Annotated in this window: 13 protein-coding genes; 7 read left to right on the forward strand and 6 right to left on the reverse strand. The window is 70.8% G+C overall.

Going from position 1 to position 15,471, the window contains the following annotated elements:
- Positions 1-12: 12 nt before the first annotated feature.
- Positions 13-942: a hypothetical protein gene (locus ACIRQH_RS13920; protein WP_388872301.1), complete on the forward strand. Its 930-nt coding sequence runs from the start codon at positions 13-15 to the stop codon at positions 940-942.
- A 13-nt stretch (positions 943-955) separates the two neighbouring features.
- Here the strand turns inward: ACIRQH_RS13920 and ACIRQH_RS13925 are convergent, their stop codons facing one another.
- Both ACIRQH_RS13925 and ACIRQH_RS13930 read right to left on the reverse strand, forming a co-directional pair.
- The gene (locus tag ACIRQH_RS13925; protein ID WP_388872304.1) at positions 956-3,355 is read right to left on the reverse strand and encodes a cation-translocating P-type ATPase; all 2,400 of its coding nucleotides are present in this window, start codon (positions 3,353-3,355) and stop codon (positions 956-958) included.
- Positions 3,356-3,477: 122 nt separating this feature from the next.
- The gene (locus ACIRQH_RS13930; RefSeq protein ID WP_358819092.1) at positions 3,478-3,750 is read right to left on the reverse strand and encodes a DUF2530 domain-containing protein; all 273 of its coding nucleotides are present in this window, start codon (positions 3,748-3,750) and stop codon (positions 3,478-3,480) included.
- Positions 3,751-3,990: 240 nt separating this feature from the next.
- On the opposite strand from ACIRQH_RS13930, the gene ACIRQH_RS13935 reads away from it, so the two are divergent.
- The gene (locus ACIRQH_RS13935) at positions 3,991-5,442 is read left to right on the forward strand and encodes an NCS2 family permease (protein ID WP_358819093.1); all 1,452 of its coding nucleotides are present in this window, start codon (positions 3,991-3,993) and stop codon (positions 5,440-5,442) included.
- A 33-nt stretch (positions 5,443-5,475) separates the two neighbouring features.
- Here ACIRQH_RS13935 and ACIRQH_RS13940 read toward each other — a convergent pair whose 3' ends face one another.
- A complete protein-coding gene (locus ACIRQH_RS13940) occupies positions 5,476-5,658 on the reverse strand; it encodes a ribbon-helix-helix protein, CopG family (RefSeq protein ID WP_355873760.1) in 183 nt (60 codons plus the stop codon).
- Between the two features lie 144 nt (positions 5,659-5,802).
- On the opposite strand from ACIRQH_RS13940, the gene ACIRQH_RS13945 reads away from it, so the two are divergent.
- From ACIRQH_RS13945 to thpR, 3 genes are all read left to right on the forward strand, one after another.
- A complete protein-coding gene (locus tag ACIRQH_RS13945; protein ID WP_355873763.1) occupies positions 5,803-6,240 on the forward strand; it encodes a MarR family transcriptional regulator in 438 nt (145 codons plus the stop codon).
- A gap of 107 nt (positions 6,241-6,347) precedes the next feature.
- Positions 6,348-7,892 carry an MFS transporter gene (locus ACIRQH_RS13950; RefSeq protein ID WP_388872309.1) on the forward strand — a complete coding sequence of 515 codons (1,545 nt, stop codon included), beginning with the start codon at positions 6,348-6,350 and terminating at the stop codon, positions 7,890-7,892.
- A gap of 136 nt (positions 7,893-8,028) precedes the next feature.
- Positions 8,029-8,619, forward strand: a complete 591-nt coding sequence (thpR, locus tag ACIRQH_RS13955; protein ID WP_388872312.1) for an RNA 2',3'-cyclic phosphodiesterase — start codon at positions 8,029-8,031, stop codon at positions 8,617-8,619.
- Positions 8,620-8,757: 138 nt separating this feature from the next.
- Here the strand turns inward: thpR and ACIRQH_RS13960 are convergent, their stop codons facing one another.
- Positions 8,758-9,750 (reverse strand): aldo/keto reductase, encoded by a 993-nt coding sequence (locus ACIRQH_RS13960; protein WP_358819096.1) that lies wholly within the window; start codon positions 9,748-9,750, stop codon positions 8,758-8,760.
- Positions 9,751-10,232: 482 nt separating this feature from the next.
- On the opposite strand from ACIRQH_RS13960, the gene ACIRQH_RS13965 reads away from it, so the two are divergent.
- Entirely contained in the window at positions 10,233-11,786 is a 1,554-nt protein-coding gene (locus ACIRQH_RS13965) for an MFS transporter (RefSeq protein WP_388872315.1), read from the forward strand.
- A 238-nt stretch (positions 11,787-12,024) separates the two neighbouring features.
- Here ACIRQH_RS13965 and ACIRQH_RS13970 read toward each other — a convergent pair whose 3' ends face one another.
- Positions 12,025-12,708 carry an SGNH/GDSL hydrolase family protein gene (locus ACIRQH_RS13970; RefSeq protein ID WP_388872623.1) on the reverse strand — a complete coding sequence of 228 codons (684 nt, stop codon included), beginning with the start codon at positions 12,706-12,708 and terminating at the stop codon, positions 12,025-12,027.
- 221 nt (positions 12,709-12,929) lie between these two features.
- On the opposite strand from ACIRQH_RS13970, the gene ACIRQH_RS13975 reads away from it, so the two are divergent.
- Positions 12,930-13,940, forward strand: coding sequence for a WD40 repeat domain-containing protein (locus ACIRQH_RS13975; protein WP_404225880.1), 1,011 nt, complete (start codon positions 12,930-12,932; stop codon positions 13,938-13,940).
- A 123-nt stretch (positions 13,941-14,063) separates the two neighbouring features.
- On the opposite strand, the gene serC is transcribed toward ACIRQH_RS13975, so the two are convergent.
- Positions 14,064-15,182 (reverse strand): phosphoserine transaminase, encoded by a 1,119-nt coding sequence (gene serC / locus ACIRQH_RS13980; protein ID WP_388872320.1) that lies wholly within the window; start codon positions 15,180-15,182, stop codon positions 14,064-14,066.
- Between the last annotated feature and the right edge of the window lie 289 nt (positions 15,183-15,471).

The following is a 15,471-nucleotide window of genomic DNA, read 5'->3' on the forward strand; positions in this document are numbered from 1 at the left end:
CTTGGGGATCGCATGCGCATACGTGCCACCGTGGCCGCCGTCTCCGGCGCCCTGGCCCTCTCCGCCCTCGCCGTCCCGGGCGCCCACGCAGCCGGCTCCGCCGACCACCGCGCGGACATCGCCAAGGTGCGCGAGGCCGCCCACGCCGCCTCGGGCAAGACCGCGTACACCGGGTCCACCGGCTCCGACGGCGAGCCCTACACGCTCGACCTGTCCTTCTCCAGCGTGAAGGTCAACAACGGCAAGCCGATCGTCGCCGGAACGACCAACACGGTCTCCGTCCCGGTCACCTACAACGTCAAGCACGCCGCGTCGGTGGACATCACCGCCGACGACTTCCTGATGGACGTCGAGATCTACCGAGGCTCCTTCGACGCGTTCGACAACGAGCTGATCGGCGACGACTGGCCGTCCTGCACGGCGACCTCGTCGACGGCCGCCTCCTGCACGGGCACCATCGACATCGACCCGCACGACGAGCTGCGCAACGTGGACGCGACCACGTGGAAGGCCTACGGCTACGCGATCGCGCTGAACGGCGTCGACCTCGACGACCCGAACGCCGACCTGAGCAAGGTCGGGTACGTCGACCAGGACGCGCTGACCACCACCAAGCTCCAGCGCTACTCCAAGCTGACGGTCAACGCCTCGCCGGAGCCCGTCAAGAAGGGCAAGACCATCACGGTCACCGGCCTGCTGTCCCGTGCCAACTGGGACACCCACAAGTACGCCGGCTACACCGTCCAGCCGGTCGGGCTGCAGTTCCGTACGAAGTCCGCCTCCACGTACACGTCGACCCTCAAGACGGTGAAGTCGGACTCCAAGGGCAACCTGAAGACGACCACGACGGCCACCGTCGACGGTTACTTCCGCTACAACTTCGCGGGCACCTCGACCACCCCGGCCGTCAAGGCCACGGGTGACTACGTCGACGTGCAGTAGTCGACAGCACCCCTCACGCCGGGACGCGGCGGTCGACCAGCCTCCACAAGAACTCGAGGACGGCCGCCGCGATCACGGAGATCAGCACCGCGATCCACGGCATCGTCGTGCCGACCAGCTTCAGCGCGAAGAAGTGCTGCAGCCACGGCACGACGAGCACCAGCAGGAACGCCCCGCCCATCGAGGCGACGAGGCAGATCCGCCACCAGGTGTAGGGCCGGGCGATGATCGCGAGCACCCACATCGAGATCAGGAACAGCGTCAGCGTCGCGGCGCTCGTCTCGGCGCTCAGCGAGCCGTCCCCGGTGTAGTGGTGACGGGCGATCAGGTACGTCACGAAGGTGGCGACGCCCGCGACGACCCCGCCGGGGACCGAGTACCGCATCACCCGCCGCACGAAGTGGGGCTTCGCGCGCTCCGTGTTGGGCGCGAGGGCGAGGAAGAACGCGGGGATGCCGATCGTCAGGGTGGACAGCAGGGTCAGGTGCCGGGGCAGGAAGGGGTATTCGACCTGCCAGCACACCACGAGGACGGCCAGCAGCACCGAGTAGACCGTCTTCACCAGGAACAGCGTCGCCACCCGGGTGATGTTCCCGATGACCCGGCGGCCCTCCCCGACCACCGAGGGCAGTGTCGAGAAGCTGTTGTTGAGCAGCACGATCTGCGCGACCGCACGGGTCGCCTCGGACCCCGAGCCCATGCTGACCCCGATGTCGGCGTCCTTGAGGGCCAGCACGTCGTTCACCCCGTCACCCGTCATCGCGACGGTGTGGCCGCGTGACTGCAGGGCGCCGACCATGTCCCGCTTCTGCTGCGGGGTGACCCGGCCGAACACCGTGCCCTTCTCCAGGGACTTCGCCATCTCGTCCCGCTCGGAGGGCAGCCGGCGCGCGTCCACGACCTCGCCGGTGAGGCCGAGCTTGTCGGCGACGGCGCCCACCGACACCGCGTTGTCGCCGGAGATGACCTTGGCCTTGACGTTCTGCTCGGCGAAGTAGCGCAGCGTCTCCGCCGCGTCCGGGCGCAGCCGCTGCTCCAGGACGACCAGCGCGGTGGGCCGCGCGGCCTCCTTCGCGCCGGGGTCCTCCAGGTCCTTGGTGGTGCGGGCGAGCAGCAGCACGCGCAGTCCCGCCTCGTTCAGCCTCTCGGTCTCGGCGAGCGCCGGGTCGCCCTCGGCCAGCAGCACGTCCGGGGCGCCGAGGAGCCAGGTGCTGGACTCGCCGTTGCCCTCGCTGAACCCGGCACCGCTGTACTTGCGGGCGGAGGAGAACGGCAGGGCCTGGGTGCAGCGCCACTCCTCGCTGTCCGGGTAGGCGGCGATGATCGCCTGGAGGGAGGCGTTGGGCCGCGGGTCGGACGCGCCGAGCGCGCCGAGCACCGTGCGCACGTACTCCTCGTCGGCGCCGTCCAGGAGCCGCAGTCCGGTGACGTCCATGCCGCCCTCGGTGAGGGTGCCGGTCTTGTCGAGGCAGACGGTGTCGATGCGGGCGAGGCCCTCGATGGCGGGAAGCTCCTGCACGAGGCACTGTTTCCGGCCGAGCCGGATGACCCCGATGGCGAAGGCCACGGAGGTGAGCAGGACGAGCCCCTCGGGGACCATCGGCACGATCCCGCCGACGGTCCGCGCGATGGAGTCCTTGAAGCCGTGCTGCTTGACGACGAGCTGGCTGATGATGAGGCCGATGGCGGTCGGGATCATCATCCACGTCACGTACTTGAGGATCGTGGAGATACCGGTGCGCAGCTCGGACTGGACGAGCGTGAACCGGGAGGCCTCCTCCGCGAGCTGCGCCGCGTACGCCTCCCGGCCGACCTTCGTCGCCGTGAACGCGCCGCCTCCGGCGACCACGAAGCTGCCCGACATCACGGGGTCCCCCGGGTGCTTGACCACCGGGTCGGCCTCACCGGTGAGCAGCGACTCGTCGATCTCCAGCCCGTCGGCCTCCGCGCAGGTGCCGTCGACGACGACCTTGTCGCCCGGCCCGATCTCGATGAGGTCGCCGAGCACGATCTGCGAGGTGCTGACCTCGGTGGCCGCCCCGTCCCTGCGGACCGTCGGCTTCGCCTCGCCGATCACCGCGAGGGAGTCGAGGGTCTTCTTGGCCCGCCACTCCTGGACGATGCCGATGCCGGTGTTGGCGATGATCACGTAGCCGAACAGGCTGTCCTGGAACGGCGCGACGGCCAGCATGATCAGCCAGAGCACACCGATGATCGCGTTGAACCGGGTGAAGACGTTGGCCCGGACGATCTCCGTGATGGAGCGGCTGCTGCGCACGGGGACGTCGTTGACCTCACCGCGCGCGACGCGCTCGGCCACCTCGGCGGCGGTGAGCCCCTCCGCCCGCCGGGACGCGGGTATGGGCACGGGGTGAACGGGATCGAGTCCGGCGCCCGCGTCGATGTGGGTCATGCATTCGACGGTACGTGCGGATATACGGCTTCACCCGCCGAGCGCCCGAAAGATCCGACCTGGGGAGGACCGGGGCCGCGGGTAATGCTGCCGTGGGCGTAGGGGAGGTCCCCGGGTGGCCGTTACTCCGTCGTGGGGGAGGGGGTGCCCGCGGCCCGTGAGCGCTTGATGGCGGCGTCGCGCCCGCGGACGTACCAGATGCCGATCAGGCCGAGTCCCGCGCCGGCCAGGCACGTCCACAGCCACCACAGGTGTCCGTGGTCGTCGAACCAGCCGTAGAACGGCAGCTGCACCAGGAAGAGGACGAACCAGAGGATCGTGCCGCCCGTGATGGTGGCGACGACGGGGCCCTCCAGGGGCTCCGGCGCCTCGTGCTTGGGGGTCCACTTCGCCATGTGCACAGCTTACGAGGAGTGGGATCCGGCCGACGCCCGCACCCTCGTTCCCCTTGTATACCAAGGGTCTACGCGCGGAGATAGCGATTTCGGACTCATATGTTCATACTGAAACCGTCCAAGACTGGCCAGTTGTATTCGTACGAAACACCAACGGAAACCTGGGGGAAACCCGTCGGTGACCGGACACTGGCCAGACTTGATCATGTTCCCCATTCCCCCGCACGTTTGAGGACCCGCATGTCCACCTCGGCCGCCACCCAGGCCCCCGCCCCGCAGGAGCCGGAGTCCCGGCCCGCGCAGAGCGCCCTCGACCGCTACTTCAAGATCTCCGAGCGGGGCTCCAGCCTCCCGCGCGAGATCCGCGGCGGTTTCGCCACCTTCTTCGCGATGGCGTACATCATCGTGCTGAACCCGATCATCCTGGGCAGCGCGAAGGACATGTACGGGCACCACCTCGACGGCGGGCAGCTCGTCACCGCCACCGTGCTGACCGCCGCGTTCACCACGCTCCTCATGGGCGTCATCGGCAACGTGCCGATCGCGCTCGCGGCGGGCCTCGGCGTGAACACGGTCGTCGCCCTGCAGCTCGCCCCCCGGATGTCCTGGCCGGACGCCATGGGCATGGTGGTCCTCGCCGGCTTCGTCGTGATGCTGCTGGTCGCCACCGGTCTGCGCGAGCGCGTGATGAACGCCGTGCCGCTCGGCCTGCGCAAGGGCATCGCCATCGGCATCGGCCTGTTCATCATGCTGATCGGCCTGGTCGACTCCGGCTTCGTCTCCCGCATCCCGGACGCCGCCCAGACCACCGTCCCGCTCCAGCTCGGCGGCGACGGACACCTCACCGGCTGGCCGGTCCTGGTCTTCATCCTCGGCACGCTCTTCACGCTCGCCCTCATGGTCCGCAAGGTGCCGGGCGCGATCCTCATCTCGATCGTCACCATGACCGTCGTCGCGGTGATCATCAACGCCGTCGCCACCATCCCGTCCTGGGGCCTGACCACCCCGAAGTGGCCCGGAAACCCGGTCGCCACCCCGGACTTCGGTCTCGTCGGCAAGGTCAGCCTCTTCGGCGGCTTCGACAAGGTCGGCATACTGACCGGCGTCCTCTTCGTCTTCACCGTGCTGCTGTCGTGCTTCTTCGACGCGATGGGCACGATCATGGGCATCAGCGACGAGGCCAAGCTGACCGACGCCCACGGCAACATGCCCGGCATCAACAAGGTCCTCTTCGTCGACGGCATCGCCGTCGCCGCGGGCGGCGCCTCCTCCTCCTCGGCCACCACCTGCTTCGTGGAGTCCACGGCGGGTGTCGGCGAGGGCGCCCGCACGGGCTTCGCGAACGTGGTCACCGGCGCGCTCTTCGCCGTCGCCCTCTTCCTGACCCCCGTCGCCACGATGGTCCCGTCCCAGGCCGCCACCCCCGCGCTCATCGCGGTCGGCTTCCTGATCCTGTCCCACTCGATCAAGGAGATCGACTGGGCGGACTACACCATCGCCATCCCGGCCTTCGTGACGATGATGCTGATGCCGTTCACCTACTCGATCACGAACGGCATCGGCATGGGCTTCATCACCTTCGTCGTGCTGCGCCTCGCGGCGGGCCGCGGGCGGGACATCCCGGTCGCGATGTACGTGGTGTCGGCGGTGTTCACCTTCTACTACCTGATGCCGGCCCTCGGCCTGACCTGACCCGGCCGGGGACGGCGGCACGGGTACGCGGCCTCACGTGACCCCGTAGAACTTCTCCGTCTCCTCGACGGCGGTCTGGAACCGCTCGTCGAAGTCGTCGCGAATGAGCGTCCGGACCACATAGTCCTGGACGCTCATTCCGCGTTTTGCGGCATGTTCCCGGAGCCGGTCGAGCAGCTCCCCGTCCATACGCAGGCTGAGCACGCTGGTCCCCATGCAGTCGAGGGTCGCCGCACGCGGGCCGGAACCGGGTCGCTTTCCGGATCCGGCTCACTCATATGAGTGACCTCGGGGTTCGGTGGCGCGTTTCACGGGCACCCCGTTGGTCTTTAGCGAGGGTAATGAGTTACGCTAAAGAACATGCCTGACCTCACCCAGGGCGACGACGAGGCCGCCGTGAACGCCTTGCGATCCGCAGTGATGCGGTTGTCGCGTCGACTCAAGCACCAGCGGGTCGACGAGTCGCTGAGTCCGACCGAGATGTCGGTGCTCGGCACCCTCGCCCGCTGCGGCACCGCCACGCCCGGCGAGCTGGCCCGCAAGGAGCACGTGCAGCCGCCGTCCATGACGCGCATCGTCGCGCTCCTCGAGGCCAAGGGGCTCGTCAGGCTGGAGCCGCATCCCGAGGACCGGCGCCAGAAGGTCGTCACGCAGACCGACAAGGCGGAGGCCATGCTCGAAGAGAGCCGCCGCAAGCGGAACGCGTTCCTGGCCGGACTGGTCGAGGTCCTCGACGAGGACGAGTGGGCCAAGCTCCGCGAGGCCGCCCCCGTCCTGGAGAAACTCGCCCACATCTGACCCGCTCCAACCGGCCCCCATCGATCCCGGATCGGCGGGGGCCGCCCCCAGCAAGCGCCGACGCCCCCATGACGCCGACGTCCACGACTCCCCGGAGGCGAGCCCTTTTGAGTTCGGGACCCGGAGCACACTCCGCCCCCGCACCAGCCACCCACGACTCCTCAGCCGCCCACGACTCCCCGGCCACCGCCGGAACCTCCCCGGCCACCGCGGACCCCGCACAGGTCGCGGACCCCGCGCAGGCCACGCCCGCGACTCCCCCGGCCACCACCGGGACCCCCGCGGCCACCCCGCAGACCCCGAGCGCCTCGCCGGCCACCGCCGAGACCTCGCCGGCCACCGCCGGCCCCTCCCCCCGCGCCCAGCGCTCCTCCTCGATGTTCAGCTCGCTGAAGGTCCGCAACTACCGGCTGTTCTTCATGGGCCAGGTCGTCTCCAACACCGGCACCTGGATGCAGCGCATCGCCCAGGACTGGCTGGTGCTGAGCCTGACCGGCTCCTCCGCCGCCGTCGGCATCACCACCGCCCTGCAGTTCCTGCCGATGCTGCTCTTCGGCCTGTACGGCGGCGTCCTCGTCGACCGGCTGCCCAAACGCCCCACGCTGCTCGTCACCCAGGCGGCGATGGCCCTCACCGGCCTGGCGCTCGCCTTCCTCACCCTCTCCGGACACGTCCACGTCTGGCACGTCTACGTCGCCGCCTTCGCCGTCGGCCTCGCCACCGTCGTCGACAACCCGGCCCGCCAGTCCTTCGTCTCCGAGATGGTCGGACCCGGCCAGCTGCAGAACGCGGTCAGCCTGAACTCGGCCAACTTCCAGTCCGCACGCCTGGTCGGCCCCGCCGTCGCGGGACTCCTGATCACCGGCGTCGGCACCGGATGGGCCTTCCTCCTCAACGGCCTGTCGTTCGTGGCACCCATCGTGGGCCTGCTCCTGATGCGCGGCCGCGAACTCCACGTCGTCCAGCGGACACCCCGGGGCAAGGGCCAGCTCCGCGAAGGCCTGCGCTACGTCGCCGGCCGCCCCGACCTGATCTGGCCGATCGTCCTCGTCGGCTTCATCGGCACCTTCGGGTTCAACTTCCCCGTCTGGCTGTCGGCGTACGCGGACGACACCTTCCACGCCGGCGCCGGCGCCTACAGCCTCTTCAACACGCTGATGGCCCTCGGCTCACTGGCCGGCGCGCTGCTCGCGGCGCGGCGCGGCACGGCACGGCTGCGCGTGCTGATCGCGGCGGCCGTCGCCTTCGGCGCGCTCGAAGTGGTCGCCGCCGCGGCCCCCTCACTGTGGCTGTTCGCCCTGCTGATGGTCCCGATCGGCATCGCCGGCCTGACGGTGAACGTCACGGCGAACACCTCGGTCCAGATGGCCACCGACCCGGCCATGCGCGGCCGGGTCATGGCGCTGTTCATGATGGTCTTCATGGGCGGCTCCCCCGTGGGGGCCCCGCTGGTCGGCTGGGTCACCGACTCCTACGGCCCCCGGATCGGCTTCGCGCTCGGCGGCCTCGTCTCGATGGCCGCGGCGACGACGATCGGCCTGGTCCTGGCGCGTCTCGGCGGCCTGCGCGTCTCCCTCGGCTGGCACCGCGGCGCACCCCGCGTCCGCTTCGTGCCGCGCGCCCGCACCGAGGAGCAACTGGCCACCGTGTGAGACCCCGCCGGCGAACAGCCGGTCCGACGCCACGGCCGGCCCCCTCCGCGCGAGGGGGCCGGCCGTCGCGCACGGGGAGACCGGGCCACCGGCGGAATCCCTCCACGCAGGCGCCGCCACCTGGGAAAGTGGCCGCATGAGACTCTTCGCGGCCGTGCTGCCGCCCGCTGACGCGGTGCGTGAACTCGCCACGGAGGCCGACCTGTTGCGGCGCACACCGGGCGCCGACGCGCTGCGCTGGACCGGCCTCCCCGGCTGGCACTTCACCCTCGCCTTCTACGGCGAGGTCGCCGACGCCACCGTGCCGGACCTCACCGAACGGCTGACCCGCGCGGCCCGGCACACCGCACCCTTCCCGCTGGCCCTGCGCGGCGGCGGCCACTTCGGCGGCCGCGCCCTGTGGGCGGGCGCCACCGGGGACATCGACAGTCTGCGGCTGCTGGCCGCACGCGCGGAGGCCGCCGGCCGCAAGGCGGGCATCGCCATGGAGGAACACCGCCACTACCGGCCCCACCTCACCCTGGCCCGCAGCCGCGACTCCGCAGACTTCACCCCGTACGTCACCGCCCTGGACGGCTTCGCCGGAGGCACCTGGACCGTGGGCGAGCTGTGTCTCGTCCGCAGCAACCTGCCGGCCTCCGGGATCCCCGGTGAGCGGCCCCGCTACGAGACCCTGGCCGCCCGGCCGCTGGGGGCGGGCGACGGGACCGGGCAAGGGGCCGGTTAACCTCGATGGCGTGAACCCGAAGACCCGTAACCGGATCATGGCCGGTGTGCTCGTGCTGATGTTCGTCGTCGTGGCACTGGCGGCGGCGGTCAGGTAGCGACCGCCACCGCCGGACACCGGACGCCGCGCGGGCCCGTCCTACCAGGCGAACGCCTCCGGCGAGGGACCCGGACCCGGGAAGATCTCGTCGAGACCTTCCAGGACCTCCTGCGACAGCTCCAGCTCCACGGCGCGCAGCGCCGACTCCAACTGCTCCGCGGTGCGCGGGCCCACGATCGGGCCGGTCACCCCCGGACGGGTCAGCAGCCATGCCAGGGCCGCCTCACCGGGCTCCAGGCCGTGCTTGTCGAGCAGGTCCTCGTACGCCTGGATCTGGTTGCGTACGGCCGTGTCGGCGAGGGCGTCGGCGGACCGGCCGCCCGCCCGGCGGCCGCCCCGGACCTCCTTCTTGATCACACCGCCCAGCAGCCCGCCGTTCAGCGGAGACCAGGGGATGACCCCCAGCCCGTACTCCCGTGCCGCCGGGATGACCTCCATCTCGGCGCGCCGCTCGGCGAGGTTGTACAGGCACTGCTCGCTGACCAGGCCGATGGTGCCGCCGCGACGCGCGGCGATCTCGTTGGCCTGCGCGATCTTGTAGCCGGGGAAGTTGCTGGACCCCACGTAGAGGATCTTGCCCTGCCGCACCAGGACGTCGATCGCCTGCCAGATCTCCTCGAACGGCGTCGACCGGTCGACGTGGTGGAACTGGTAGATGTCGATGTGGTCGGTCCGCAGCCGCTTCAGGCTCGCGTCGACCGCCCGCCGGATGTTCAGGGCGGACAGCTTGTCCTGGTTGGGCCACGGCTCGCCCTCGGCGGCCATGTTCCCGTACACCTTGGTCGCGAGGACCGTCCGCTCCCGCCGGTCGCCGCCCTTGGCGAACCAGTTCCCGATGATCGATTCGGTACGGCCCTTGTTCTCGCCCCAGCCGTACACGTTCGCCGTGTCGACATAGTTGATACCCGCGTCCAGCGCCGCGTCCATGATGGCGTGGCTGTCGCCTTCGTCGGTCTGCGGTCCGAAGTTCATGGTGCCGAGGACGATCCGGCTGACCTTGAGCCCCGTGCGTCCGAGCTGTGTGTACTTCATGACGTACCAGCCAACGGGGTGGAGTGCGCTCTAGGCAAGGGCGGATCGCGGCGTCCGGCCGAGGCCGACTTCCCGTCCGTCCGGCGAAACACCTCCGCCCGACCGGTTCAGGATTTGCCTTTCCGTGAAAAATGTGGACCCGCACCGGCCCCTTTTCCGGATTCCTTCCCGGTGTCCGCGCACACCGCTTTCCGCTTTGTGCTCACACGGTCCGTGCATTCGTCAAGGGCGATCATCACCACACCGCGAGGCCGATCTCCCGCCCCCTCCCGGGGTGTTGTGGCTGTTAGGGTGAGGGCTCGTCCCGGGGCCGGATTGTGCCGTGCAGGCACCCCGCCCCGGATTGCAGCACGCGTGGGCGTTCCGTTCCGTACCTTTCCCGGATTCCGTTCGCCCCGGCTTCCTCTCGGAATTCGAATTGACTTGTCCGGTCGCTTCCGCTCTCCGGGAAATGATTCCAGCCCACCTTTTGGAGTATTTCCATGTCTGTGTCTGCCGGCAGCACCCCTGCCGTCGCCCCCGCCGGGACGGACACTTCCGGGACCGAGCCCGGTACCGGCCCCGCACCCCGCGGACGCCACCTCGGCCTCGCCCTCGTCGTCATCGCCGCGGCGCAGCTGATGGTCGTCCTCGACGCCACCATCACCAACATCGCCCTGCCCGCCGTCCAGAGCGACCTCGGTGTCTCCGACGCGAACCTGGCGTGGATCGTCAACGCCTACGCCCTCGCCTTCGGCGGACTGCTGCTCCTCGGCGGCAAGGCCGGAGACCTGTTCGGCCGGCGCCGGATCTTCCAGGCAGGCATCGCCGTCTTCACCCTCGCCTCGCTGTTCGGCGGCCTCGCCCCGAACGAGGGCCTGCTCATCGCCGCCCGCATCCTCCAGGGCGTCGGCGCCGCCCTCGCCGCGCCCAACGCGCTCGCGCTGATCACCACGACGTTCCCCGGCGGCAGGCCCCGCAACACCGCCATGGGCGTGTACGCGGCGATGGGCGGTGTCGGCGCGACGGTCGGACTGCTCCTGGGCGGCGTCCTGACGGACCTCCTGGACTGGCGGTGGGTGTTCTTCGTCAACATCCCCATCGGCCTCGCCGTCCTGGCCGGGACCCGCACCCTCGTCGAGGCCGAGCGGCACCCCGGACGCCTCGACGTGCCCGGCGCCGTCACCGGAACCGGCGGACTGATCGCCCTCGTCTACGGCATCACCCGGGGCGGCGAGCACGGCTGGACCGGCGCCCTCACCCTCGCCTCGTTCGCCGTCGCGGCCGTCCTGCTCGCGGTGTTCCTGCTGCTCCAAGGCCGGACGGCGTCCCCGATGCTGCCGCTGCGACTCCTCAAGGACCGCAGCAGGGCCGGGAGTTACGCGACGATGCTGTTCATCGGCGCGGGCATGTTCGCCACCTTCTACTTCCTGACGCTCTACGCGCAGCTCATCCTGGACTACAGCCCGATCAGGACCGGCTTCGCGTTCCTGCCGTTCAGCTTCGGCATGGCCGCCGCGGCCGGCGCCAGTTCCAAGCTGGTCACCCACATCGCGCCGCGGCTGATCGCCGGGCCGGGTCTGCTGGTCGCGGCCGGCGGCATGTGCTGGTTCGCCACGCTCACACCGGACTCCTCCTACGCCGGGCGCATCATGCCCGCCATGTTCGTCACCGCCCTCGGCCTCGGAGCGAGCTTCGTGCCGATGACACTCGGCGCGGTCAGCGGCGTCTCCCACGAGGACACCGGGATCGCCTCCGCGCTGCTCAACACCGCACAGCAGATCGGCGGCGCGCTCGGCCTCGCGGTGCTGTCGACGGTGTCCACGTCGGCGGCCGACGACCGGCTCCCCGGGGCCGCCGGGGCTCTGTACCGCGGTCTCGCCACGCACGACGCGGGGCTCGTCTCCGCCGCGGCCGCCGCACTGACCCACGGCTACACGACGGCGTTCGCCGCGGCCGCCGCCCTGTTCCTGGCGGGCCTCGTCGTCACGGCCCTCGCGATCACCGCGGGCCGGCAGCACCAGGGCGAGGGCGCCGCACCCGTCCACATGGGCTGAGAAGCGGATCAGCACGGGCTGAGAAGCGGATCGGCACGAGCTGAGAAGCGGATCGGCACGGGTAGGGAGGCGGATCGGTACGGGTAGGGAGGCGGATCAGCGACGGACCGGCGGTCGGCCGTCCGGTGCAACGCCCCTCCAGGAAACCCTGGTTGGGCCCGTCAGGGTCCGGTGGGCCGCAAGGGGCCCCTCCCCGCCCGGGAGGGCCCCCTTGCGGTGTCCGGGCCGTCGCGACCGTTCAGACCGTCGCCGCGACGTACGGCGCGCCCAGATCCCACGCCTGGTACATCGCCTCCGCGAACCCCTCCGCGATCTTGTGCTCGCCGCCGGCGTTCGGATGCGTGCCGTCGTAGGTGTCGAAGGCGACGTCGTACGAGGGCGGCGGGGACGCCAGGAGCAGCGGGGAGCGCGGCTCGTCGAGGTCGGCGACCGTCTTGGCGAGCAGCTCGTTGAACGCGGCGACCTCGGTGGCGAAAGGGGCGTCGGACTCGGCGCGCACGTTCGGTATCACCGGGAGCAGCACCATCCGCACCCGCGGGTTCGCGGCCCGGGCCTCCGCCACGAACATGCGGGCGTTGTCGGCCGTCTGCACCGCGTTGGTGTAGAAACCCAGGTCGATCAGGCCGAGGGAGACCAGCAGGACGTCGGCGCGCTGGGCGCTGACCGTCTCGCGGATGACCGGCGCCATGTGCTGCCAGCCCTCGCCCCAGCCCGCCAGATGACCGCGCGGGAAGTCCGGGTCGGCGTACTCGTAGGAGTCGGGGACGCCCGTCGTCATGTCGTAGAGCGTCTCGCGCGGACCGACGATCTTGAACGGGCCCCCGTACGTCGCCCGCAGGTGCTGCCACATCCGGTAACGCCACGTGTGTTCGCCCGCGCTACCGATCGTCATGGAGTCCCCGACGGGCATGAACCTGAGCATCCGCTCATCATGGACGATCGGCGGGGGCGCGATGAGCCGTCGTGGTGTGAGGCCCGCCACTGTGCGCCTGGTCCACCGCCCGGTCGGCCGCACGTCCGCCGACCGCCGTCCGCCGACCGCCGTCCGTCCGCCGTCCGTCCGCCGTCGGTCCGCTGCCGGTCGAGGGCTGTTCGGCGGCCACCGCCGACGCGAACACTCGGGCGGGGTGGCAGGCTTGGGCCATGCGCCGATCGCCCTCGTTCCGCCTCGGGACCACCGCCGGAGCCCTTGCCGGAGCCGTTGCCGTAGCCGTCGCCTCAGTCGCCTTCGCGGCGCCGGCCCTCGCCGACGGAGGGGACGACGGATTCACCATCAAGGACCCCCGCATCACCGAGTCCAGCGGCCTCGCCGCCTCCCGGATCCACCCGGGCGTGTACTGGACCCACAACGACAGCGACGACGGCGCCTACCTGTACGCCGTCGACAGCCGGACCGGCCGCACCGTCGCGACGGTCACCATGAGCGGGGTCGGCGCGCCCCGGGACGTCGAGGCGATCTCGCTGGGCCCCGACGGCGACCTGTACGTCGGTGACATCGGCGACAACCTCGGCGGCAAGTGGGACCACGTGTGGATCTACGAGCTGCCCGAGCCGAAGGTCCTGAAGGACCAGACGATCCGCGCCACCCAGTACGTCGTGAAGTACTCCGACGGCGCCCGCAACGCCGAGGCGCTGATGGTCCACCCCAAGACGGGCCGTGTGTACATCGCCGACAAGGACGAGGACGGCGGCCACCTCTACGAAGGCCCCGCCCACCTCTCCGCGACCGGCACGAACATCTTCGAGCCCGTCGCCCCCGTCGACCTGTGGGTCACCGACGGCGCGTTCTCGCCCGACGGCCGGCACCTCGCCGTACGCGGCTACTTCGGCGGCATCCTCTACGACTGGAACGGCGGCAGCATCAAACGCGAGGGCCGCCTGAACGTGCCCCTCCAAGGCCAGGGCGAGTCCGTCACGTACACCACCGACGGAACCAAACTCATGTACGGCAGCGAGGGAACGGACAGCCCCGTGCAGCCGCGGGACGTGCCCGGCGCGACCGGTTCCGACGGCAAGTCGCCCTCGCAGGGCGGCGGTTCCGCCTCCGGCGACGACGGCGACTCGATGAGCGGCAGCCTCAAGGTCGGCGCCGTCGCGGTCGCCGCGCTGCTCGCCGTGGTCTTCGGCTTCCGGCGTCTGCTGCGCCGCAACTGAGCCGGCCGACCGGCCCGCGGGGCCCGGTGAGGGCACCGACAACGGCGCGAGGGGCGCCCGGCACGTTCCCGTGCCGGGCGCCCCTCGCCCGTACCGCCTGAACTCCCCGTGGGGGAGCGGTGGTTACAGCTTCTCGATCACGTAGTCGATGCACTGCGTGAGCGCCTCGACGTCCGCCGGGTCGATCGCCGGGAACATGGCGACGCGCAGCTGGTTGCGGCCGAGCTTGCGGTAGGGCTCCGTGTCGACGATGCCGTTCGCGCGCAGGGCCTTGGCGACGGCGGCGGCGTCGACCTCGTCGGCGAAGTCGATCGTGCCGATGACCTGCGAGCGCTTCGCGGCGTCGGTGACGAACGGGGTCGCGTACTTGCTGTCCTCGGCCCACCGGTACAGGCGCGAGGAGGAGTCCTTCGTGCGCGCCGTCGACCAGGCGAGGCCGCCCTGGCCGTTGATCCACTCCAGCTGCTCGTTGAGCAGGAAGAGGGTCGCGAGGGCCGGGGTGTTGTACGTCTGGTTCTTGCGGGAGTTGTCGATCGCGGTGGGCAGCGAGAAGAACTCCGGGACGTGCCGACCCGAGGCGTGGATCCGCTCGGCGCGCTCGATGGCGGCCGGGGAGAACACACCGATCCACAGGCCACCGTCGGAGGCGAAGGACTTCTGCGGGGCGAAGTAGTAGACGTCGGTCTCGGCGATGTCGACGGGCAGGCCGCCGGCGCCGGAGGTGGCGTCCACCAGGACGAGGGAGCCCTCGTCGGCGCCCGCGACCCGCTTGAGGGGAGCGGCGACACCGGTGGAGGTCTCGTTGTGGGTGAAGGCGTACACGTCGACGCCCGCCTCGGCGGCCGGCTCGGGATGGGTGCCCGGGTCGGAGGAGATCACGGTCGGGTCGGCGAGCCACGGCGCGAGCTTGGCGGCCTTGGCGAACTTCGAGGAGAACTCGCCGAAGGTGAGGTGCTGCGACTTGTTGTCGATCAGTCCGTGCGTCGCGACGTCCCAGAACGCGGTGGAGCCGCCGTTGCCGAGGACCACCTCGTATCCGTCGGGCAGCGAGAACAGCCGGCGCACGCCCTCGCGGACCGTGCCGACCAGGTTCTTGACCGGGGCCTGGCGGTGGGAGGTGCCGAGCAGGGAACTGCCGGTCGCGGCCAGCGCGTCGAGCGCCTCCGTCCGCACCTTGGAGGGGCCAGCGCCGAATCGTCCGTCGGCGGGCTTGATGTCAGCGGGGATCTGGATATCAGCCACGCGGGGAGCCTAGCCGGTCGGGGAAACCTGGTCGAAACCTCGTCCGGCGGCTGAGACGGGAGGAAGACGGGACGGAGGGTACGGAGGGCACGCACCAGATCGCGGAGATCGCGGAGATCGCGGAGATCGCGGAGATCGCGGAGATCGCGGAGATCGCGGAGAACGCGGAGAAGGCGGAGAACGCGGAGAAGGCGGAGCGGCTTCGGAAGGGGAGGGGCGGGGCGCCCCCCCCCCCCCCCCGGCCCCCCCCGGGGGCCGCCCCCCGCGGGGGGCCCCCCCCCCCACCACC

Origin of the sequence: Streptomyces sp. NPDC102279, assembly GCF_044766365.1 — a bacterium.
GTDB lineage: Bacteria > Actinomycetota > Actinomycetes > Streptomycetales > Streptomycetaceae > Streptomyces.

Bases quoted from the DNA above. Each gene is read 5' to 3' on its own strand.
- ACIRQH_RS13920 (WP_388872301.1), top strand. From the start codon at position 13: ATGCGCATACGTGCCACCGTGGCCGCCGTCTCCGGCGCCCTGGCCCTC.
- ACIRQH_RS13925 (WP_388872304.1), bottom strand. From the start codon at position 3,355: ATGACCCACATCGACGCGGGCGCCGGACTCGATCCCGTTCACCCCGTG.
- ACIRQH_RS13930 (WP_358819092.1), bottom strand. From the start codon at position 3,750: ATGGCGAAGTGGACCCCCAAGCACGAGGCGCCGGAGCCCCTGGAGGGC.
- ACIRQH_RS13935 (WP_358819093.1), top strand. From the start codon at position 3,991: ATGTCCACCTCGGCCGCCACCCAGGCCCCCGCCCCGCAGGAGCCGGAG.
- ACIRQH_RS13940 (WP_355873760.1), bottom strand. From the start codon at position 5,658: ATGGGGACCAGCGTGCTCAGCCTGCGTATGGACGGGGAGCTGCTCGAC.
- ACIRQH_RS13945 (WP_355873763.1), top strand. From the start codon at position 5,803: ATGCCTGACCTCACCCAGGGCGACGACGAGGCCGCCGTGAACGCCTTG.
- thpR (WP_388872312.1), top strand. From the start codon at position 8,029: ATGAGACTCTTCGCGGCCGTGCTGCCGCCCGCTGACGCGGTGCGTGAA.
- ACIRQH_RS13960 (WP_358819096.1), bottom strand. From the start codon at position 9,750: ATGAAGTACACACAGCTCGGACGCACGGGGCTCAAGGTCAGCCGGATC.
- ACIRQH_RS13965 (WP_388872315.1), top strand. From the start codon at position 10,233: ATGTCTGTGTCTGCCGGCAGCACCCCTGCCGTCGCCCCCGCCGGGACG.
- ACIRQH_RS13970 (WP_388872623.1), bottom strand. From the start codon at position 12,708: ATGCTCAGGTTCATGCCCGTCGGGGACTCCATGACGATCGGTAGCGCG.
- ACIRQH_RS13975 (WP_404225880.1), top strand. From the start codon at position 12,930: ATGCGCCGATCGCCCTCGTTCCGCCTCGGGACCACCGCCGGAGCCCTT.